This window comes from Kribbella albertanoniae, from assembly GCF_004348455.1.
Classification (GTDB): Bacteria; Actinomycetota; Actinomycetes; order Propionibacteriales; family Kribbellaceae; genus Kribbella; species Kribbella albertanoniae.
In genome coordinates this window covers 1-19,414 of the sequence record NZ_SMKA01000019.1, presented here as the reverse complement: position 1 = coordinate 19,414, position 19,414 = coordinate 1, and the positions used below count along the sequence as shown (strand labels likewise).

22 protein-coding genes are annotated in these 19,414 nt (G+C 67.5%); 14 read left to right on the top strand and 8 right to left on the bottom strand.

Annotation, left to right across the window (positions count from 1 at the left end; all coding sequences use genetic code 11):
• The first annotated feature begins 40 nt into the window (after positions 1-40).
• Positions 41-1,006 (top strand): gluconeogenesis factor YvcK family protein, encoded by a 966-nt coding sequence (locus tag E1261_RS07550; protein WP_132404000.1) that lies wholly within the window; start codon positions 41-43, stop codon positions 1,004-1,006.
• On the opposite strand, the gene E1261_RS07545 is transcribed toward E1261_RS07550, so the two are convergent.
• Both E1261_RS07545 and E1261_RS07540 read right to left on the bottom strand, forming a co-directional pair.
• Entirely contained in the window at positions 1,003-2,490 is a 1,488-nt protein-coding gene (locus tag E1261_RS07545) for a hypothetical protein (protein ID WP_132403997.1), read from the bottom strand. The two genes, E1261_RS07550 and E1261_RS07545, sit on opposite strands and share 4 nt — an antisense overlap.
• Positions 2,487-2,993 carry a SigE family RNA polymerase sigma factor gene (locus E1261_RS07540; protein ID WP_132403994.1) on the bottom strand — a complete coding sequence of 169 codons (507 nt, stop codon included), beginning with the start codon at positions 2,991-2,993 and terminating at the stop codon, positions 2,487-2,489. Before E1261_RS07540 ends, E1261_RS07545 begins: the two co-directional genes overlap by 4 nt.
• Before the next feature lie 150 nt (positions 2,994-3,143).
• Here E1261_RS07540 and whiA point away from each other — a divergent pair, with 150 nt between their 5' ends.
• From whiA to E1261_RS07505, 7 genes are all read left to right on the top strand, one after another.
• Positions 3,144-4,127 (top strand): DNA-binding protein WhiA, encoded by a 984-nt coding sequence (whiA, locus tag E1261_RS07535; RefSeq protein ID WP_132403991.1) that lies wholly within the window; start codon positions 3,144-3,146, stop codon positions 4,125-4,127.
• A gap of 213 nt (positions 4,128-4,340) precedes the next feature.
• Positions 4,341-5,345 (top strand): type I glyceraldehyde-3-phosphate dehydrogenase, encoded by a 1,005-nt coding sequence (gene gap / locus E1261_RS07530; protein WP_132403988.1) that lies wholly within the window; start codon positions 4,341-4,343, stop codon positions 5,343-5,345.
• A gap of 86 nt (positions 5,346-5,431) precedes the next feature.
• Positions 5,432-6,625: a phosphoglycerate kinase gene (locus tag E1261_RS07525; RefSeq protein WP_132403985.1), complete on the top strand. Its 1,194-nt coding sequence runs from the start codon at positions 5,432-5,434 to the stop codon at positions 6,623-6,625.
• Positions 6,626-6,629: 4 nt separating this feature from the next.
• Positions 6,630-7,436, top strand: coding sequence for a triose-phosphate isomerase (gene tpiA, locus E1261_RS07520; RefSeq protein ID WP_132403982.1), 807 nt, complete (start codon positions 6,630-6,632; stop codon positions 7,434-7,436).
• Positions 7,433-7,666 (top strand): preprotein translocase subunit SecG, encoded by a 234-nt coding sequence (gene secG / locus E1261_RS07515; protein ID WP_132403979.1) that lies wholly within the window; start codon positions 7,433-7,435, stop codon positions 7,664-7,666. The genes tpiA and secG overlap by 4 nt, the downstream gene beginning before the upstream one ends.
• 15 nt (positions 7,667-7,681) lie before the next feature.
• Complete coding sequence (locus E1261_RS07510) at positions 7,682-8,041, top strand: RNA polymerase-binding protein RbpA (RefSeq protein WP_132403976.1); 360 nt, start codon at positions 7,682-7,684, stop codon at positions 8,039-8,041.
• A gap of 90 nt (positions 8,042-8,131) precedes the next feature.
• The gene (locus tag E1261_RS07505) at positions 8,132-9,112 is read left to right on the top strand and encodes an SMP-30/gluconolactonase/LRE family protein (RefSeq protein ID WP_132403974.1); all 981 of its coding nucleotides are present in this window, start codon (positions 8,132-8,134) and stop codon (positions 9,110-9,112) included.
• On the opposite strand, the gene E1261_RS07500 is transcribed toward E1261_RS07505, so the two are convergent.
• Positions 9,109-9,708: a Uma2 family endonuclease gene (locus tag E1261_RS07500; protein WP_132403971.1), complete on the bottom strand. Its 600-nt coding sequence runs from the start codon at positions 9,706-9,708 to the stop codon at positions 9,109-9,111. The genes E1261_RS07505 and E1261_RS07500 overlap by 4 nt on opposite strands.
• Positions 9,709-9,861: 153 nt before the next feature.
• On the opposite strand from E1261_RS07500, the gene E1261_RS07495 reads away from it, so the two are divergent.
• Positions 9,862-11,127, top strand: a complete 1,266-nt coding sequence (locus E1261_RS07495) for a sialidase family protein (protein WP_132403968.1) — start codon at positions 9,862-9,864, stop codon at positions 11,125-11,127.
• Between the two features lie 15 nt (positions 11,128-11,142).
• Here E1261_RS07495 and E1261_RS07490 read toward each other — a convergent pair whose 3' ends face one another.
• A complete protein-coding gene (locus E1261_RS07490) occupies positions 11,143-11,919 on the bottom strand; it encodes a dioxygenase family protein (RefSeq protein WP_132404096.1) in 777 nt (258 codons plus the stop codon).
• 56 nt (positions 11,920-11,975) lie between these two features.
• Between E1261_RS07490 and E1261_RS07485 the strand changes: the two genes are divergently transcribed.
• The gene (locus E1261_RS07485) at positions 11,976-12,833 is read left to right on the top strand and encodes an LLM class flavin-dependent oxidoreductase (RefSeq protein ID WP_132403966.1); all 858 of its coding nucleotides are present in this window, start codon (positions 11,976-11,978) and stop codon (positions 12,831-12,833) included.
• A gap of 106 nt (positions 12,834-12,939) precedes the next feature.
• Here the strand turns inward: E1261_RS07485 and E1261_RS07480 are convergent, their stop codons facing one another.
• A complete protein-coding gene (locus tag E1261_RS07480) occupies positions 12,940-13,143 on the bottom strand; it encodes a cold-shock protein (protein WP_012921273.1) in 204 nt (67 codons plus the stop codon).
• Positions 13,144-13,603: 460 nt separating this feature from the next.
• On the opposite strand from E1261_RS07480, the gene E1261_RS45150 reads away from it, so the two are divergent.
• Entirely contained in the window at positions 13,604-13,885 is a 282-nt protein-coding gene (locus tag E1261_RS45150) for a protealysin inhibitor emfourin (RefSeq protein WP_165952410.1), read from the top strand.
• 1 nt (position 13,886) lies between these two features.
• Here the strand turns inward: E1261_RS45150 and E1261_RS07470 are convergent, their stop codons facing one another.
• On the bottom strand, positions 13,887-15,470 hold the full coding sequence (locus tag E1261_RS07470; protein WP_132403961.1) for a beta-N-acetylhexosaminidase: 1,584 nt from the start codon (positions 15,468-15,470) through the stop codon (positions 13,887-13,889).
• Between the two features lie 207 nt (positions 15,471-15,677).
• Here E1261_RS07470 and E1261_RS07465 point away from each other — a divergent pair, with 207 nt between their 5' ends.
• The gene (locus E1261_RS07465) at positions 15,678-16,094 is read left to right on the top strand and encodes a VOC family protein (RefSeq protein WP_132403959.1); all 417 of its coding nucleotides are present in this window, start codon (positions 15,678-15,680) and stop codon (positions 16,092-16,094) included.
• 80 nt (positions 16,095-16,174) lie between these two features.
• Here the strand turns inward: E1261_RS07465 and E1261_RS07460 are convergent, their stop codons facing one another.
• Positions 16,175-16,921: a phytanoyl-CoA dioxygenase family protein gene (locus E1261_RS07460; protein WP_132403957.1), complete on the bottom strand. Its 747-nt coding sequence runs from the start codon at positions 16,919-16,921 to the stop codon at positions 16,175-16,177.
• A gap of 69 nt (positions 16,922-16,990) precedes the next feature.
• On the opposite strand from E1261_RS07460, the gene E1261_RS07455 reads away from it, so the two are divergent.
• The gene (locus tag E1261_RS07455; protein ID WP_132403955.1) at positions 16,991-17,806 is read left to right on the top strand and encodes a helix-turn-helix transcriptional regulator; all 816 of its coding nucleotides are present in this window, start codon (positions 16,991-16,993) and stop codon (positions 17,804-17,806) included.
• Here the strand turns inward: E1261_RS07455 and E1261_RS07450 are convergent.
• The gene (locus E1261_RS07450; protein WP_165952409.1) at positions 17,785-18,645 is read right to left on the bottom strand and encodes a DinB family protein; all 861 of its coding nucleotides are present in this window, start codon (positions 18,643-18,645) and stop codon (positions 17,785-17,787) included. The two genes, E1261_RS07455 and E1261_RS07450, sit on opposite strands and share 22 nt — an antisense overlap.
• Positions 18,646-18,709: 64 nt before the next feature.
• On the opposite strand from E1261_RS07450, the gene E1261_RS07445 reads away from it, so the two are divergent.
• Positions 18,710-19,414 (top strand): helix-turn-helix transcriptional regulator (locus tag E1261_RS07445; RefSeq protein WP_238176065.1); only part of this gene is annotated, 705 nt, incomplete at its 3' end.

Below are 19,414 nucleotides of genomic sequence, written 5' to 3'. Positions count from 1 at the left end.
GAGCCCTGCCCGCGGAGAGCGCGGGCGGGAGGGTTCTGGAGTGTTCTCTGGGGGGCGACCCCCAGGCCCCCGAAGGCCCCGGATCGTTGCACTAGGCGGAGGGCATGGCCTGGCGGCCTCGCTGTCCGCTCTCAGGCACGTCACCGATCAGCTCACCGCTATCGTCACCGTCGCCGACAACGGCGGCTCGTCCGGCCGGTTGCGCAAGGAGCTGGGGGTGCTGCCGCCGGGTGACCTGCGGATGGCGCTGGCCGCGCTGTGCCGCGACGATGAGTGGGGCCGCACGTGGGCCGACGTCCTGCAGCATCGCTTCCGCAGCAACGGCGACCTGCACGACCACGCGGTCGGCAACCTGCTGATCGTCGCCCTGTGGGAGCTGCTCGGTGAGGCCGTCGACGGCCTCGACTGGGTCGGCCGCCTGCTCGGCGCCCAAGGCCGCGTGCTGCCGATGTCCGCCGTACCGCTGGACATCACCGCCCGCGTGATCGGCCTCGATCCGGAGCATCCGGAGGCGATGACCGAGATCCGTGGCCAGGCCGAGGTCGCGACCACCAACGGCCACGTCGTCGACGTCGCTCTCGACCCGGCTGACCCGCCGGCCTGTCCCGAGGCTCTGGTGGCCGTCGCGGAGGCCGACTGGGTCGTGGTCGGCCCGGGCTCGTGGTTCACCTCGGTCATCCCGAACCTACTCGTCCCCGCGCTGTGCCGCGGTCTCGAGCAGACCAGCGCCCGCCGCCTGCTCACCCTCAACCTGGGCGAGCAAAAAGGCGAGACCGATGGCTTCTCACCCGAGACCCACCTCGAGGTCCTCGCCGCGCACGCACCCGACCTACGCATCGACGTGGTGCTGGCCGACGAAGGCCACGTCCCCGACCCCGACTCCCTCCGCCGTACGGCGGAATCCCTCGGGGCCGACCTGGTCATCGCCGACATCGCCGACGACGACCAGCACCTCCACCACGCCCCCGACAAACTCACAAAGGTCTACCGAGAGCTCCTCGTCTAGCTGGCGTCGACGCTGATCTTCTGGTCGTAGATCAGCTTGGCGTCGGCGTCGAAACCGCGCACCCGCACCTTCTTGAAGTTTTCACTGCCACCGGTGGTGCCCCACAGGTAGTAGCCGTTCGAGATCGCTGCGCGCACCGGTCCGGTTGGCAGGTCCACGATGATCTGGGCGACACCCTCCGGAACCATGGCCCACATGGAGAACTCGTCCTTCGCCGGGTCGCCGAACGTGCCGTCGGTCTGCACTCCGCTGCGCGTGTAGTCGTAGGCACCCTGCTCCGCGCGGTAGCACCAGGCGAGCACGTTCTGACCGGGGGAGACCAGCAGTGCGGTGAACCGCTTGTCGCTGCCGACCTTCAGCGCGACCTGCCAATCCGGGCTGATCCGGCCGGCGTCGTACGGCCGCTCGTCCCCGGCACCTTTACCGCCGTCGATGAAGGAGTCGTCCGGCTTCTTGCACTCCGCGCGGACCTGCTCGTCACTCAACGGGCTGAACGGTACGACGGCCAGCGGCTTCCCGTTCTCCGGGTCCTTCGTCAGCACGACCTTGGGCTCGATCTGCGGCTGGGTCTTGATCTTCACGTCGGCCGGGATCGGCGTCGGTTTCGGCGGCTCCACCTTCACGTACTTCCAGTCGTAGATCCGCTTGCCGTTCGCGTCGTATCCCCGGATCCGCTGGACAGTGGGTTCGTAGTTGTCCCACGCCTTCGAGTTCGGATCGATCTTGCGCATCTCCTCCCACTCGGGGAAGCCGAGCGTGAAGTAGCCCTCGGGCCCGACCAGCGCCTGCCGCGGAGCAGACTCACCGGCGAGGCTGACCAGCACGTGGGCGACACCGGCGGCCGGAACCTGGAGGCCCGCCTCGACGACCAGCGGACGGCGCTCCGGGGCGCCCTCCATCGCCTTCGGGAACGGGAGGATGCTCGTGCTGATCCGGCCGCTGCGTCCTTCCCCGCGCTCATCCTTCTGCGAGCACAAGCTGACGATGGACCGGTCGGGTGCGAGGAACAGCGCCTCGAGACGCTTCTGGTCGCCGCTCTTGACCAGCACCCGCCATTCGGCGTTGATCGGGCCGGCCTGGTCGTAGGCGTTCGACCCGCGTTCCTTGTTGGACTGCACGTACTCGCTGTCGGACCATCGGCAGCGCTTCAGTACGGCGGCATCGGACAGCGGGCTGGCGGGCGGCGGAAGCGTGGCCTGGATGCCGGTCTCGTTGTCGGTGATCCGGCCGGTCTTCGGGTCGACCGTGATGGTCTCGCTCTTCGGCGTCTTGGCCGGTGCCTCGCCCTGCTGCAGGGTGCCCTGCCAGACGGTGAGACCACCGACGATGGCGAGCGTGGTCAGGACCGAGGTCGAGGCGATTGCGATCCGGCTGCGGCGGACCGAGCGGCGGCCCCGGGTGAGGATGTCGTCGATGTCGGTGTGCAGTGGCTGGTCGGTGTCGTCGGCCGCTGCGGCCAGCATTCGTTCGATGTCGTTGCTCACGAGGCGCTCCTTTCGGTGTGGCCGAGTAGTTCGCGGAGCCGGTCGAGTCCGCGGGAGGTCTGGCTCTTCACGCCGCCCTGGCTGAGGCCGAGGATCTCGGCGGTCTCCTCGACGCTCAGGTCGTTGTAGTAGCGCAGGACGACACAGGCACGCTGGCCGGGCGCCAGTTGGGCGAGGGCCTTGATCACGAGCAGCCGGTTGTCGACCGGCCCGCCGATGTCGGGCACCACCAGGGCGGCCTCGTCGGTCTCGTCAGGCCGTTCGCGCCGCCAGGGCTTGCGGGACTGGTCCAGTACCGACGTGACCACGGCCCGGTGCGCGTAACTCTTCACGCCTTCCCGCCGTTCGATCCGGTTCCACCGGCGGTACACCTTCACCAGGGCGTCCTGGGCCGCGTCCTCCGCACGATGCCAGTCACCACACATCAAGTACGCCGTACGGCGCAGTGGGCGGATCATCGTCGCGGCGAATTCGGTGAACTCGGCGTCGTCTCGTGCTCTCATGCCCCTCCTCTCGTGCTGTCGCGGAAGGAACGCAGCCGACCGGGTGTTGGGTTGCAGTGAATCCGTAACGCGGTTCACCCGGGTGCAGTTGGACCTTCTGCCCCGGGGTTCTCCAGGAGGGTCTTTGACAACGGTGGGAGGATGCCTTCTATGGCGATGACAGCACAGGTGAAGTCCGAGTTGACCAGCATCCAGGTCACGAAACCCTGTTGCCGCAAGGCCGAGGTGTCGTCCGTGCTGCGCTTCGCGGGCGGGCTGCACCTGGTCTCCGGCCGGATCGTCGTCGAGGCCGAGCTGGACAGCGGCGCCGCCGCCCGCCGGCTGCGTAAGGACATCGCGGAGATCTTCGGGCACCCGTCGGACGTCGTGGTGATCTCCCCGTCCGGAATCCGGAAGCAGACCAAGTACGTCGTTCGCGTCGTCCGCGACGGTGATGCGCTGGCCCGTCAGACCGGGCTGGTCGACAACCGCGGCCGTCCGGTCCGCGGCCTGCCGCCGGCTGTGGTGTCGGGTGCTTCCTGTGACGCGGTGGCGGCCTGGCGCGGTGCGTTCCTCGCGCACGGTTCGCTGACCGAGCCCGGCCGCTCGTCCTCGCTCGAGGTGACCTGCCCGGGCCCGGAGGCTGCGCTGGCGCTGGTGGGTGCGGCCCGCCGGCTGGGGATCGGTTCCAAGGCGCGCGAGGTGCGCAACGTCGACCGCGTGGTGATCCGCGACGGTGACGCGATCGGTGCGCTGCTGACCCGGTTGGGCGCACACGAGTCTGTGCTGGCCTGGGAGGAGCGGCGGATGCGTCGCGAGGTCCGCGCCACGGCGAATCGGCTGGCCAACTTCGACGACGCGAACCTGCGCCGTTCCGCCCGCGCCGCGGTGGCCGCGGGTGCGCGCGTCGAGCGGGCGCTCGAGATCCTGGGCGACGACGTACCGGATCATCTGCAGGTGGCGGGCAAGCTGCGGCTGGAGCACAAGCAGGCCAGCCTCGAGGAGCTCGGGCAGCTGCACGAGCCGGCGCTGACCAAGGACGCGGTGGCCGGCCGGATCCGCCGGCTGCTGGCGATGGCCGACAAGCGCGCGAGCGACCTCAACATCCCGAACACCGAGGCCAACCTCACGCCGGAGATGCTCGACCCGGCCTGATCCGGACGCGAGCTCACCAGCGGCACAACTGGTATTCACCGAAAGGCCCCGGAGAGTTTCCGGGGCCTTTCGCTGTGTGGTGGTCTGGACCACGACCTACCCGCTGGTCACGGTGGTCTGCTGTGGATAGCACCAGTTGGCCGAGTGGGCGGTTGGGCTAATGTTCGGTGTGAAGAGCAGTGCTGGAACGCTAGTTCGAGGAGACGTAGTCCCGTGACCGTACGCGTAGGTATCAACGGCTTCGGCCGGATCGGCCGCAACTTCTTCCGCGCCGTGCAGGCGTCCGGTGCCGACATCGAGGTCGTCGCCGTCAACGACTTGACCGACAACCAGACCCTCGCTCACCTGCTCAAGTACGACTCGATCCTGGGCCGTTTCCCCGGTGACGTGTCCGCGACCGACACCGACATCACCGTCGGCGACCACAGCTTCAAGGCGTTCGCCGAGCGCGACCCGGCGAACCTGAAGTGGTCCGACGTCGGCGCCGACGTGGTGATCGAGTCGACGGGTTTCTTCACCGACGCCACCAAGGCCAAGACGCACGCCGACAACGGCGCCAAGAAGGTCATCATCTCCGCCCCGGCGAAGAACGAGGACCTGACGATCGTGATGGGCGTCAACCACGAGCTGTACGACGCCGAGAAGCACACCGTCATCTCGAACGCGTCCTGCACCACGAACTGCCTGGCCCCGATGGCCAAGGCCATCCACGACGAGTTCGTCATCCAGCAGGGCCTGATGACCACGGTGCACGCCTACACCCAGGACCAGAACCTGCAGGACGGCCCGCACTCCGACCTGCGTCGCGCCCGCGCCGCGGCGATCAACGTCGTCCCGACCTCGACCGGTGCCGCCAAGGCGATCGGCCTGGTCATGCCGGAGCTCAAGGGCAAGCTGGACGGCTACGCGCTGCGTGTCCCGATCCCGACCGGCTCGGCCACCGACCTGACCGTCAACGTCGGCCGCGAGACCACCGCCGAAGAGGTCAACGCCGCCGTCAAGGCTGCCGCCGAGGGTGCGCTCAAGGGCTACCTGCGGTACACCGAGGACCCGATCGTGTCGAGCGACATCGTCACCGACCCGGCCTCCTGCATCTTCGACGCCGGCCTGACCAAGGTCCTGGGCAACCAGGTCAAGGTCGTCGGCTGGTACGACAACGAGTGGGGCTACTCCAACCGCCTGGTCGACCTCGTCACCTACGTCGGCAAGTCCCTCTGACGTTCATCTCTTCAGCATGCGCTCGAGGGTGACCCTGGTGTCCTCCTTCGGGCGCATGCCTGTTTCGTAGACAGGAACTGTGAACCGTGAAGAAGATTGACGACCTCGGCGACCTGGCCGGCCAGCGGGTGCTCGTCCGCTCCGACCTGAACGTGCCGATCAAGAACGACGTGATCGGCGACGACGGCCGGATCCGTGCCTCGCTGCCGACACTGGTGAAGCTGTCCAAGGCCGGCGCCAAGGTGATCGTGACCGCGCACCTCGGCCGCCCCAAGGGCACCGCGAACCCGGAGTTCACGCTGGCCCCGGTGGCCAAGCGGCTCGGTGAGTTGCTGCAGCCCGAGGGCATCACCGTGCACTTCGCCTCCGATGTGACCGGCGATTCCGCGCAGTCCGCCGTACAGGAGCTGGACGAGGGTGAGGTCCTGCTGCTGGAGAACGTGCGCTACGACCCGCGCGAGGAGAGCAAGGACGAGGCGCAGCGCGACCAGTTGGCCGACGAGCTCGCGGCCCTGGCTGATGTCTTCGTCAGCGACGGCTTCGGTGTCGTCCACCGCAAGCAGGCCAGCGTGTACGACGTCGCCCGCAAGCTGCCGCACGCGGCCGGTGGCCTCGTGCTGGCGGAGGTCGACGTACTGAAGAAGCTGACCGAGGAGCCGGCTCGCCCGTACGTCGTCGTCCTGGGCGGCGCCAAGGTGTCGGACAAGCTCGCCGTGATCGACAACCTGCTGGCGAAGGCCGACAAGCTGCTGATCGGTGGCGGCATGGTCTTCACCTTCCTGAAGGCGCAGGGCCACGAGGTCGGCAAGAGCCTGCTCGAAGAGGACCAGCTCGACATCGTCCGCGGCTACCTGAAGGAGGCCGGCGACAAGATCGTGCTGCCGACCGACATCGTGGTCGCGCCCAAGTTCGAGGCCGACTCACCGGCCACCGTCGTGGCGGCCGACGCGATCCCGGCCGACCAGCTCGGCCTGGACATCGGCCCGGACTCGGCCAAGGCGTTCGCCGCCGAGGTCGCCGCCGCGAAGACGGTCTTCTGGAACGGCCCGATGGGCGTCTTCGAGATGGCGGCGTTCGCGGGTGGAACCAAGGCTGTCGCGCAGGCGTTGACCGAGGTGACTGGCCTGAGTGTCGTCGGTGGCGGTGACTCCGCGGCCGCCGTCCGGCAGCTAGGCTTCGCCGACGATGCGTTCGGCCACATCTCCACCGGTGGTGGCGCATCCCTCGAGTACCTGGAGGGCAAGGAGCTCCCGGGACTCGCCGTACTGGAAGAGGACTGACCTGATGGCAGAAGCTGCCCGTACGCCCTTGATGGCGGGCAACTGGAAGATGAACCTCAACCACGTTGAGGCCGTCCACCTGTTGCAGAAGCTGTCGTGGACGCTGCAGGACAAGAAGCACGACTTCGAGCGTGTCGAGGTGGCGGTGCTGCCGCCGTTCACCGATATCCGCAGCGTCCAGACGCTGGTCGACGGTGACCGGATGAAGATCAAGTACGGCGCTCAGGACGTGTCGACCAAGGACGCCGGCGCGTTCACCGGTGAGATCTCGGCGGCGATGCTGAGCAAGCTCGGCTGCACCTACGTGCTGACCGGGCACTCGGAGCGCCGGCAGTACCACGGTGAGGACGACGCGCTGGTCAACGCCAAGACCGCCAAGGCACTCGAGGCGGGCCTGGTCCCCATCATGTGCGTCGGTGAGGGTCTGGAGATCCGCAAGGAGAACGGCCAGGTCGAGCACGTCCTGGCCCAGGTCGACGCGGGACTGGCCGGGCTGAAGCAGGACGACGTCCGCAAGGTCGTCATCGCCTACGAGCCGGTCTGGGCGATCGGGACCGGCGAGGTCGCGACCCCGGAGGACGCCCAGGAGGTCAACTCGGCGATCCGCGCGCGGATCGAGGAGACGATTTCACCCTCGGTGGCCGACTCGGTACGGATTCTTTACGGCGGATCGGTGAAGATGGCCAGTGCAGGTGGCATCATGGCCCAACCGGATGTCGACGGCTGTCTCGTCGGGGGTGCGAGCCTCCAGGTGGACGAGTTCGCCGGCATCTGCCGTTACCTGGACCTTCAGTTAGGCTACTCCTCGTGATCCTCGCTTTCTCTATCGTCGTGCTCATCTGCAGCCTCATCCTCACGCTGCTCGTGCTGCTGCACAAAGGCCGTGGTGGTGGCCTGTCCGACCTGTTCGGTGGTGGAGTGTCGTCCAGCCTGGGCGGTTCCTCGGTCGCCGAGCGGAACCTGGACCGCATCACGATCGGTGTCGGCCTGATCTGGTTCGCCTCCATCGTCGCGCTCGGCCTGCTCTACAAAATCGGCTGAGGGAGGTAGGGTCCCGTGGCTGGTGGTGGTAGTGCTATTCGTGGCAGCCGGGTCGGTGCCGGCCCGATGGGCGAAGCGGAGCGCGGCGACACCGCGCCCCGTCAGCGGGTCGTCTTCTTCTGTGCCAACGGGCACGAGACGGCGACCGTCTTCGCGGTCGAGGCAGCTGTCCCGGAGGCGTGGGACTGTCCGCGGTGCGGTCTGCCGACCAGTACCGATGTGAACAACCCCCCGCCGCCGACGAAGATCGAGCCCTACAAGACCCACCTCGCCTACGTGAAGGAGCGGCGCTCCGCCACGGAGGCAGCCGAGATCCTCGAAGAGGCCCTGGAGAAGCTCCGCGCGCGGCGAGCCCGCGGCGAAGTCATCTTCTGACCGAACGCAGTACAACCCGGATCGACCCCTGTGGCCGGTCCGGGTTGTTGCGTTGTGCGCTTGAGTTCTGACTCCTAGTAGGGTCTTCCCATGAAGCCCTCGATCGCCCCTGTGCGCTGGACTCCGCCCCCGGCCGACGCCACTCGCGCTCCGTTGACCATCGAGGTTGCGACGGTCGCCGTACCGGGTCATGGGCCTGAGGACACGTTGATCGACGAGGACGGAAGCGTCCTGACCGGCTTGCTGGACGGCCGCATTCTGCGGGTCAGCGCCGACGGTACGGCGATCAGCGTGCTCGGGGACACCGGCGGACGGCCGCTCGGGCTGGAGTGGCTTCCGGACGGGAAGGTGCTGGTCTGCGACGCCAACCGCGGCCTGCTCACACTCGACAAGGACGGCCGCGTCACGACCCTGCTGGCCGAGATCGACGGCCGCCCGATGCGCTTCTGCAACAACGCCGCCGTCGCCCCCGACGGCACCATCTACTTCACCGACTCGTCCACCCGGTTCGGCTTCGAGAACTGGAAGGCCGACCTGCTCGAGCACTCCGCCACCGGCAGCGTCTACCGCCTGACACCGGACGGCACCGTCACGCGCCTGGCGGGCAACCGCGCCTTCCCCAACGGCGTTGCCCTCAGCGCCGACCACCAAACCCTCTACTGGGCCGAAACCGCGACGTACGCCGTCTACCAGTTGGACGTCAGTACGCCGGACGCGGAGCCCGCCGTACTGGCCCGTGTCCCCGGCCTGCCCGACAACATCTCCCGCGGCTCCGACGGCCTCATCTGGGTCACCATCGGCTCACCCCGCAACCCCATGCTCGACCTCCTGCTGCCGAAGGCCCCCATCCTCCGCAAAATCGTCTGGGCCCTCCCCGACGCCCTCCAGCCCCAACCCGCCGACATCATCGAGATCCAGGCCTACCACGAGTCCGGCACCCTCATCCACGACCTCCGCGGCACCCACCCCGACTTCCACATGCCCACCGGCGTCCGCGAGCGCGACGGCAATGTCTGGCTAGCCAGCATCGGCACCACCACGATCGCCACCTTCCCAACGCCGCCGCGTTAGTACGACTCGAGGAGCTCCGCCGGGTCGAAACTCATCGGGAACGGCTCGGCGGTCTGGAAGAGCTCTCCCGAGCGCGCGCGTGCGTGTGTGGTGTACCGACCGTCGTCCCCGAGGCGCAAAAGCTCGACCTCGACGTCATCCGCCCGGATCTCGACGTGGAGGTAGTACGGAATACCCAGACCCGCGCAGACCGCGGGCTTGTCGATCCGATCCCGGTGATAGGAGGAAGGCGAGATGATCTCGATCGGGCACAGAACCTGCTCGGCCTCGATCCAGGTCTGCTGCCGGACGCGCTCTCGGAGCAGAACCAGGTCGGGCTCGATCCATCCGTAGAGTCCGGTGCGCACATTGAGTGCCGTGTACAACGCGTGCCCTGCAGACCGCGCCGCCGGACGTAACAAACCGACAAGTTCGGCAGTCGCCCAGCTGTTCGCGCTGCCCTCGCGGGGACTCATCCGGATCCTTCCCCCAACCGCCTCGTACCGCGCCGGCGGCATGCCTTCGATCGGCAGGTAGCGCTCCGCGAGCTCAACTGTCCACAGACCGTCGAGATCGATCAACGGATCGAACGGGTTCTCGTGCGTGAGAGCAGCCATCCCTACCTCCTTCTAGGCAAGATCGTACTGCCGGAGTGGTACGGGTGGAGTACGGGCAGGGGCGTGGCGGTTGCGGTTCCTAGGGTCCGGGCTGTCGGTCAGTCGTTTCGGAGGGCCGCGACCCAGCAAGTACACGACCCTGGAGGATCGGTCATGGGGCTATCGCGTCGAGTGTTCTTGGGTGGGGCAGCCGGTGTCGCTGCGGTGGGGTTCACGGCGTCGCGGCTGGCGTTCCCACAGCAGCAGGCGTTCGCTCTGGATGCCGACGGGATGGAGAGCAAGATGCTCTTCGGCGACGCGCAAGCAGGCGCCGCCGCGATTCCCAAGGAGGGCGGCGACGGCAACTACCACTCGTGCCGGATTCCCTCGATCCTCGCCGTCCCGGGGACCGGCGTCGTCATCGCGATCGTCGAAGGCCGGCCCGACAGCAATTTCGACCGCAGTGGGAACTTCAACCTGCTGATGCGCCGATCGACGAACTCCGGGCTGACCTGGAGCGTCGCGACCACCCTTGCGGGGGCCGGCCTTCGCGACTGGACGAACCCCACGCTGGTCCACGATCGGACCACAGGCCGCCTGACCTGCTTCATGCTGCGCCGGCAACTCGGTGAGGATTACGTCATCGATCCGGACGTCTACATCGCGACGTCCGAGGACAATGGCGCGACCTGGACGAGCCCGGTGGCGCGTCCCGACCTGAACCGCGACATGGGCAACGACTTCATCGGTCCCGGCAACGGGATCCAGCGTGCCGATGGAACCCTCGTGGTCCCGGCCCGCGGCCGGCTGATCATCAAGGCACCAGGCGGAGACTGGGCAGCTCACCATCTGCCGCAGGGGCTGGCCGGGGGACCGTACGGCGAAGGAACCGTGACGGAGCGTTCGGACGGCCGGCTGATCTTGAACTACCGCGCCCTGGACGCGGAGATCAAGCACGGCGGCACCTACCCCCACACCCGCCGGATCGCCATCGGGAATCCGGGCAACTGGCAGCTGTTCGGCGAGGAGTACTGGCGCGCTCAGATCATCGACCCCGGCGCCCACGCCGCGCAGATCTCCCACTCGATCAACGGCCGTCGGCATCTCCTGCACCTCAACTCCGCCACCCGGGAGATCGACAACCGCTACGTGATGACGCTGCGCGCGAGCGCGGACAACGGCGAGACGTGGTCATATCAGCGTCCGCTGAGCGCACCCATCAGCGAGGGCGGAGACCCGCTGGCGAGCGAAGGAAATCTCGCCGGGAACCTCCGCGAGGGCGGCTACTCGGCCCTGACCTCGACCGGCAGCGGCATCGTCCTCGCCTTGGTCGAGGCCCGCCGAGTGCAGAAGAACAATCCGACGCTCGAGGAAGTGAACGATTCACCCTGCGCTGTAGTGCTTCGCCGCTTCGATCCGAGTTGGATCGTTCCCGCCTGACAGCCTGCTCGGACGCTAGCCGATCTGCCAGGAGCGCTTCGAGAGGCCGTACCAGAAGCCGTCGATGACGGTTTCGGCGGTGGGGAGTTGGTTGGCGGCGGCGCCCAGGGTGACGAAGAGTGGGGCGAAGTGCTCGGTGCGGGGGTGGGCGATGGTGGCGGCCGGGGCCTTGCGGAGGAAGTCGATCAGGGCGTCGACGTCTTGGGCCTGGAGAGCGCGGCGGGTCCAGTCGTCGAACTCGATCGACCAGCTCGGTGCGGGGGCGTCGACGCCGGCGGCGAAGTTCATCTCGCGGAGGTTGTGCGTGGTGAACCCGCTGCCCACGATCAGGACGCCTTGGTCGCGCAGGGGTGCGAGCTTCTGGCCGATGCGGAAGAGCTCGGTCGGATCGAGGGTCGGCATCGACACCTGCAGGACCGGTACGTCGGCGTCCGGGTACATCTCCTTCAGCGGCACGTAAGCCCCGTGGTCGAGGCCGCGGGTCGGGTCGTCGTAGACCGGCGTACCGGGGGAGTGCAGCAGTTTGCGGACCTGGTCGGCGAGCTGTGGCGCTCCAGGAGCGGCGTACTTGATCTGGTAGTAGCGCTCCGGGAAGCCGCCGAAGTCGTAGAGCAGCGGCACGGTCTCGGTGGCTGCGAGGGTGAGCGGCGCGGCCTCCCAGTGGGCGGAGACGATCAGGATCGCGGTCGGGCGCTCGAGGGCGGCGGAGACTCCGGCCAGCTCGGCGGTCCAGCGGCGGTCGTCGGCCAGCGGAGGTGCGCCGTGGCTCAGGTACAGCACCGGGGTAGTCATGCTCACGAGAACATGGTTGAACACTCAATCTATTCCCGGCTCGGTAGGGTGCGACCATGCGATTCGGGATCACGATCCTGCCGGAGTACCGGTGGAAAGAAGCAGAACGGCGCTGGCGGCGGGCGGAGGAGCTCGGGTTCGACCACGCCTGGACCTACGACCACCTGACCTGGGGCGGCCTGCAGGACTCACCCTGGTACGGGACGACGCCGACCCTGACCGCGGCCGCGCTCGCGACCTCGACGATCAAACTCGGCACCTTCGTCACCTCGCCGAACTTCCGGCATCCACTCGCGCTGACCCGCGAGATCCTTGCCCTGGACGACATCTCCGACGGCCGCTTCCTCTGCGGCCTCGGCGCCGGCGGCGGCATCGACACCACGATCCAGGGCGGCTCCGAGCTGTCCCCGCGGCAGAAGGTCGACCGGCTCACCGAGTTCGTCGAGCTGCTGGACACGCTGCTGACGACCGACGGCGTCGACCACAAGGGCGAGTACTTCGAGGTCCGCAACGGCCGCACGCTCCCGGGCTGCATCCAGCAACCGCGCGTCCCCTTCGTGATGGCCGCCAACGGCCCCCGATCCCTCCGCCTGGCCGCCAAGTACGGCGCCGGCTGGGTCACCACCGGCGGTCGTGCCGACGACCTCGACAGCTGGTTCACCTTGGTCGCCGAGCTGACCCATCGCCTCGACGACGTGCTGACCACCGATCGCCCCTTCGACCGGTACCTCTCGATCGACAACGGCCTCTACGCCCTCTCCAGCGTCGCCGCCTTCGAAGACATCGTCGGCCGCGCCGCTGCCCTTGGCTTCACCGACGTGATCACCCACTGGCCGCGCGCGGAAGGCATCTACGAAGGCAGCGAGGACGTGCTCGAGCAGGTCGCCGCAGAGGTCATCCCGCGCTTCCGTTAATGCGATGCCGAGCGGGAACGCGAACAGGATCCGGGCATGCGAAAGGGCCGCGCACCCGAAGGTCCGCGGCCCTTTCTGTCAGTTTCGAGAAGAGCTGATCCGAAGATCAGATCGGGCGGATGTTCTCCGCCTGAAGGCCCTTCTGGCCCTGGGTGATCTCGAACTCGACGCGCTGGTTCTCGTCCAGCGAGCGGAAGCCCGAGGTCTGGATGGCCGAGTAGTGCGCGAACACGTCCGCGCCACCGTCATCCGGGGTGATGAAGCCGAAGCCCTTGTCAGCGTTGAACCACTTGACAGTACCGACAGCCATTGTTGTCTATCTCCTTGATGGCTTGTAACAAGACGCAATCCACACCTCATGGACTACGTGTCGCCGAAAGGCCCCAGACGACGAAACCGGCCGTACAGCACAGCGAAAGTCAGTGGGAGTCCAAAACTGCAACGCGATAACTGTAGCCGATCTGGGGCCGCGTGGAAGGGGTGATCGAGAACACGTGTCGCTGATTGTCGCCGGTTGCCACGCTCCGTGGTCGGGTGAATTCACCCCTTACCCGGCCGTCAGGGGTGGGGTGCGGAGGGCCGAATCCCGCGCCGACCTGCTGATTCGTCCTCCGGAGCGGGGGCCGGTGGATGGCAACGTGAGACAAATGGGCCGGTACGCCGGGTAATGGGCGCGCGGTGATGATCGAATTTTCCGGCGTGTCGCGCAGGTCTGGACATTGGTTGCACGGCACGCAATCGTGGTGCCCCGACCGCCGGAGGAGCAGCTGTTGATCGTCACCGTGACCCGTAGTGGAGGGTTCGCCGGGCTCGTCGCCCAGGGCGAGCTCGACACCAGTACCGAGCCGGACGCCGAGCAGCTGGAGGCCGCCGTACGGGCGTTGTACGGCGCTGAGCTCGGCACCGGCCGTCCGCAGCCGGACCGCTACGTCTACCGGCTGGAAGTGCGCGCGACCCCGGACGGGGCCGCGACGCACCACACAATCGCCGAGCAGGACCTGAACGAGTCAACGGCCTGGCTGCTCGACCGCGTCCTCGGTCAGCGATCCTAGGTCAGCGCCAGGCGATCTCCGGTGCCCGGTAGAAGTTGACGCTCAGGACGTCCCAGCGCGAGCCCTGACCGGCCAGACGGTCCTTGTACGCCGTCCAGTTGAGGGCCGAGGCCGGTGACCAGCCGAGCTCGGCGATCCCGGGTAGTCGCGGGAACGCCATGAACTCGACCTTGTCGATGTCGTCCAGCGTCTCCGACCACAGCGGTGCCTCGACCCCGGCGACCGCGCTCTCCGGCAGGTTCGGGATCAGGGTCGTCGGGTTCCAGCTGTAGGCCTTCTCGACGTTCACGAGGCCCGCCCAGGACAGGCCGTACGGGGTGTCCTTGTTGTACTTCATGTCGAGGTAGGCCCGGTTGGCCGGCGACATGACCACCTTGGCGCCCTTGGTCGCCGCCTGGCGGGCGAGATCGCGCGACTTGGTGTCGTCGGTACCCCAGTACTGCACGACGCTCCCGGCCGGGAGCGCGGTGTCGCCGATCTCGTGCCAGCCCATCACGCGCTTGCCGTGGCCGGTGACGATCGTGCTGGCCTTGTTGACGAAGGTGACGTAGTCCGCGTGCGGTGTCGAGTGCGCCTCGTCGCCGCCCAGGTGGACGATGTCGCCCGGCGTCTGGGCGCTGACCTCACCGAACACGTCGTCGAGGAACGAGTACGTCAGTTCCTTGCCGACGCACAGCGAGCTGAAGCCGACGTTCGTGCCGGTGTAGAGCGGCGGGGCGACCCCGTTGCAGTTCAGCTCCGCGTACGACGCCAGCGCGGCGTTCGTGTGCCCCGGGGTGTCGATCTCCGGGATCACGGTGAGATACCGCTCTCCGGCGTACCGGACGATCTCGGCGAAGTCCGCCTTGGTGTAGTAACCGCCGGGTGTGCCGCCCACCTCGAGGCTTCCCCCGTACGTCGTCAGTCGCGGCCAGCTGTCGACCTGGATCCGCCAGCCTTGGTCGTCGGCCAGGTGCAGGTGCAGCTTGTTGAGCTTGTAGCGCGACGCGAGATCGATGTACCGCTTGACCTCGGCGACCGAGAAGAAGTGCCGCGAGACGTCGAGCATGGTGCCGCGGTAGGCGAACCGGGGGGAATCGGCGATCGCGATGCCGGCGATCTTCCACGGACCTGCCTGTGGGGCAGCGGAGTCTGCCTTCGCGGGCAGCAGTTGCCGCAGCGTCGTGACGCCGCGGAACAGGCCTTCCGGCGTTGCCGCCGTGATCGTCACGGCCGTGCGGTCGACGCGCAACTGGTAGCCCTCGGCGCCGAGGGAGCTTGTGCCGTTGGTCGAGAGGCGGATCGTGCCGGCGTCGGGGACGACCGGTACGGCGTACCCGGTCGAGCGGCGCAGTTGGGCAGCCAGTTGCTCGGCCACCTTGGTGGCGGCGGCTCGCTTGGCCGGGCTGGCGATGACGCCGACGGCTGCTGACGACCCGAGGGTGAATGTCTCACCGGAGAGGACCTGTTGGGAGACGGGCTTGGGGATGAGCGCGGGTGCCGGGGTAGCTGCTTCAGCGGTTGAGACTACGGACAGGGGAGATGCCAGGAAGGCGGCGGTCAGAAGACCGATCAGAGGACGACGGGGGCGGAGTAGTCGCTTCATGACCGTAAGTGTTCGGGCATGCGCTGTCCTCGTCAACACGGTGCAGCTACTCGGTGTGAGCTGCTTGACCGGTCAGGAAGGCGTGTCGAAAGGTGCGAACTGTCCCATCGACCTGTCATCGTAGGCGGCCGGGCCTTCCGACCAGATGGGCCCGTAGGTCCTGCTCCGACAGGGGCAGGCTGTCGAAGTGACGAAGCTGGAGGACAGATGACGCAGGTGGCAGAGCAGCCGGGCAGTACTGCCGGGCGGCTCGGCTCGGTGGTTCTGGATTGCCCGGACCCGCTGGAGCTCGCCCAGTTCTACTCGGCGCTGCTGGGGCTGGATGTCGACGAGAACGGTGACGACGACTGGCGGAGCCTGACCGGCCCCGGGTCGTCGCTCGGATTCTCGACACTGGCCTTCCGGCGCACGGAGGAGTACTTGCCGGCCACGTGGCCCGGCACCGATGCGCAGGATCTCCACCTCGACCTCATCGTCGAGGACCTTTCCAGCGGCCACGCCACTGTGGTCGCGCTCGGAGCGGAGCCGCTGGACCCGCTCGACCCACCACCGGCCGACAATGCGCGCGGCTGGCGGATCTACGCCGATCCGGCCGGACACCCGTTCCGGATCTGCCTGGAGTAGCAGTTTCCCGACAACACCTCGCCCGCCCTGGCCTTCGTTGGCTGGGGCGGGCCTCTTTATGGGGTCAGGTCTTTATGGGGTCACGTCCACTCGATGCTGCCGGCGAACGGGAAGTGGCGGTCGGTGTCGTACCGGGGGAGCGGCTGATACTCGTTCACACCGCGTGCGCCGCGCAGATGGAAGGCGCTCGGGTACGGCGTCTCCGGGTCGGTGATCCGGGTCGACGCGGGGATGTAGCGGATCGTCAGGCCGCAACGCCGTTGCGTTGAAGTGTTGGCGTTGCTCCCGTGCACGATGTTCGGGTGATGCACCTCGACATCACCGGGCGCGAGAACCATGTCGACCGCGGCGGACTCGTCGACCTCGACCGCGATCTCGCTCCCGAGAACGTTCTCGAGAGTCGTGTTCTCGCGCGTCGCTGCGACGCCAGAACGGTGACTCCCGGGCACGACCCTGACACACCCGTTCTCCGGAGTCGAGTGATCTACGGCCAGCCAGAGCGTCACGACCTCCATCGGATCGAGTGGCCAGAACGCCGCGTCCTGATGCCACAGCACCGGCTGACCGGAGAACGGCGGCTTGGAAATGTAGTGCGACGCGAACAGCGCGATATCCGGTCCGACGAACTGCTCGGCGATGTCGAGCAGCCGATCATCGCTCACCAGCCGCAGCCAGAACGGATCGTCGCGCAGGTAGATGTGGCCGAGCTGTTCGGGCCTGACGTCCGGATGCCGGCCTTGTAGCCACTCGACATGATCATTCACTTCTTTGATCAGCTCGGAGTCGATGACGTTGCGGAAGATGGCATAGCCGTCTGTTTCGTACATGCCTCAATGCTCAGGTCGGCGGCTTCCGCGGACTAGCAGTGAGGTGTCGAGAATTTGTACTGTGTTGAGGTGATCCCGGTACTGCGCTTCGAGCCGCACGCACTCGGTCGTCCGTTCCACGCGGCCCGGGTGCGGATCCCGGCCAGGTCGCGCGACACCGAGTTGCACACCCATGCGGACTTCCACGAGTTCATGGGGGTGATCTCCGGTCGTGGCGAACACCTGCTGATCACCGGCGCCGAACCGCTCGAGCCGGGCGACGTCGTACTGGTCCGTTCTCAGGATCAGCATGCGATTCGTGGCGCTGCTCCGGATGGGCTGGAGTTCATCAACATCGCGTTCCCGAGTTCGGCGTGGCAAGGCTTTCTGGATCTCACGCGCACGAGCTGCCCAGCCAGGTTTCACTCTCAGAGAGCGCTCTCTGCGTTCTCAGCTGCTCTGGAGAGCTTTCAGAACGAGCCGACGTCGTACGATCTCGTCCGTTTCTGGATCGATCTCCTGCAGCACGTGGAGCCCGACTCTCTAGAAGGCGACGCTCCAGAACGCGGCGTTCCCGACTGGCTCGGGAAGGCCTGCACGGCCATGCGTTCCGAAGCCAACCTCCGGGCCGGCCTGCCGCGCCTGCTCGAACTGGCGGCCGTCAGCCCCGCCCATCTGTCCCGCTCGATGCGCAGCAGCTACGGCCTGACCCCGACCGAATTCGTCACCGACCTCCGCCTGGAGCACGCGGCCTCGTTGCTAGCAGCAACCAACCTCTCGATCGCCGCCGTCGCCGATCGCTGCGGCTACACCAGTCAGTCCTACTTCACCCGCTGCTTCACCGCCGCCCACGAGATCTCGCCGCGCGACTTCAGAAACCGTTCTCAGCGAGCTTTCGTGCCTTGATCTTCCAGGAATGCAACGACGTCGGCCCGCTTGAACCACTGCGCCCACCCCAGTACGTCGGCGTTGAAGCGCGGATCGGTGATCGACAGATCGGCCCCACGCCCGACCAAGAACCGCACTGTCTCGAGCGCGCCGTTCCCCGCCGCCAGATGTGCCGCCGTGAACCCGTCGGTCGTCTTCTCGTCCAGCCCGAAGCCCAGGTCGGCGAGCTGCGGAATGACGTCCCACCGCTGAGCTGCCGCGGCCTCCGCCAGCAGCGTCGGACGCTCGGCTGGCGTCACCTCCCCGGCGAAAGCCGCGCCGAACGGATCCTCGGGATGCAAACCCCGATAGAAGTCGCGCAGCGTCGCGACCTCGGCTCCGTGGTGGATGAGCTCGTCCAGAATGTGCAGAGCGAACGCCGTCCCGTCGTGATCTGCATACGGAGCCGCGATCTCGCCCAGCGGCCGATCCAGGTCCTCCTGACTCAGCGCCGCCAGCCTCCGCCGCCAAACGTCGTACGAGTGATCGAGCGCCGTCAACGCCTCGGCTGCCGACGCCGGCACCGGCGGCTGCCCGTCGGCCGGATTGACCTCATGCCCGAACCACGTAGCCGTCCGGTCCTCCTGGAGGATGTCGACGATATGCGTGATCCGCCATGCCAATGTCGTGAACGGCGACGGGGTAGGCGGAATGTCCGTCATGTCGGGCGCAAAGCCGTCGCCCGTCTTTCGGATGGTCCAGCAGCCGTCGAACGGCTCCCAGAAGTACTCCTCGTCGGTCAGCCCTTGGACCCGCGCCCGCAGCCGTCCCCACGCGAAGTCGGACAGGTTCAGCAGGTTCTCCGATGTCGTCATCATGAATTCACCGTAGAACCACCTGCGGACAGGATCGGTCCGCAGGTTGCGGCAGACTGGAGGAATCATGGACACCGCGACCCGACTGCTCCGACTCCTGTCGCTGCTCCAGTCGCGCCCGCAGTGGGACGGCGCCGAGCTCGCGGCCAAGCTTGAGATCACGCCTCGGACGGTACGGCGTGATGTCACGCGACTGCGCTCCCTCGGCTACCCGATCGACGCCGAGGCCGGTATCGGCGGCGGCTACCGCCTAGGCCCGGGCGGTCGGCTACCACCGCTGCTGCTGGAAGACGAGGAAGCGGTCGCAGTCGCCGTCGGCCTCCGGGCCGCCACAACCAGCATGGTCTCCGGCGTCGAGGAGGCGGCCGTGTCGGCACTGGCGAAACTCAACCAGGTTCTGCCCGCCCGCCTGCGCGAACAGGTCAGCGCAATCAGTGCGCAGGTAGCCCAGCTACCCCAAGGCGAGCTCCCCACCATCGACGGGGAGACCCTCACCACCCTCGCCGCCGCCTGCCGCGACACCGAAGGCCTCCGCTTCGACTACAGCACCCACGACGGCACCGACTCCCACCGCAGCGTCGAACCCCTCCGCATCGTCCACACCGGCCGCCGCTGGTACCTGGTAGCCCGCGACCGAGACCGCGACGCCTGGCGTACCTTCCGCGTCGACCGCATCACCCACCCCGAACGAACCGGCATCCGCTACCACTTCGACAACCCACCCGACCCGCTGGCGTTCATCACCGAAAGCACCGGCATAGCCCCCTGGAAC

What these genes read in the sequence shown, in the direction of transcription:
- E1261_RS07540 (WP_132403994.1), bottom strand. Translation starts at nt 2,993, where the DNA reads ATGAGAGCACGAGACGACGCCGAGTTCACCGAATTCGCCGCGACGATG.
- whiA (WP_132403991.1), top strand. Translation starts at nt 3,144, where the DNA reads ATGGCGATGACAGCACAGGTGAAGTCCGAGTTGACCAGCATCCAGGTC.
- tpiA (WP_132403982.1), top strand. Translation starts at nt 6,630, where the DNA reads ATGGCAGAAGCTGCCCGTACGCCCTTGATGGCGGGCAACTGGAAGATG.
- E1261_RS07505 (WP_132403974.1), top strand. Translation starts at nt 8,132, where the DNA reads ATGAAGCCCTCGATCGCCCCTGTGCGCTGGACTCCGCCCCCGGCCGAC.
- E1261_RS07500 (WP_132403971.1), bottom strand. Translation starts at nt 9,708, where the DNA reads ATGGCTGCTCTCACGCACGAGAACCCGTTCGATCCGTTGATCGATCTC.
- E1261_RS07495 (WP_132403968.1), top strand. Translation starts at nt 9,862, where the DNA reads ATGGGGCTATCGCGTCGAGTGTTCTTGGGTGGGGCAGCCGGTGTCGCT.
- E1261_RS07490 (WP_132404096.1), bottom strand. Translation starts at nt 11,919, where the DNA reads ATGACTACCCCGGTGCTGTACCTGAGCCACGGCGCACCTCCGCTGGCC.
- E1261_RS07485 (WP_132403966.1), top strand. Translation starts at nt 11,976, where the DNA reads ATGCGATTCGGGATCACGATCCTGCCGGAGTACCGGTGGAAAGAAGCA.
- E1261_RS07480 (WP_012921273.1), bottom strand. Translation starts at nt 13,143, where the DNA reads ATGGCTGTCGGTACTGTCAAGTGGTTCAACGCTGACAAGGGCTTCGGC.
- E1261_RS07470 (WP_132403961.1), bottom strand. Translation starts at nt 15,470, where the DNA reads ATGAAGCGACTACTCCGCCCCCGTCGTCCTCTGATCGGTCTTCTGACC.
- E1261_RS07465 (WP_132403959.1), top strand. Translation starts at nt 15,678, where the DNA reads ATGACGCAGGTGGCAGAGCAGCCGGGCAGTACTGCCGGGCGGCTCGGC.
- E1261_RS07460 (WP_132403957.1), bottom strand. Translation starts at nt 16,921, where the DNA reads ATGTACGAAACAGACGGCTATGCCATCTTCCGCAACGTCATCGACTCC.
- E1261_RS07450 (WP_165952409.1), bottom strand. Translation starts at nt 18,645, where the DNA reads ATGATGACGACATCGGAGAACCTGCTGAACCTGTCCGACTTCGCGTGG.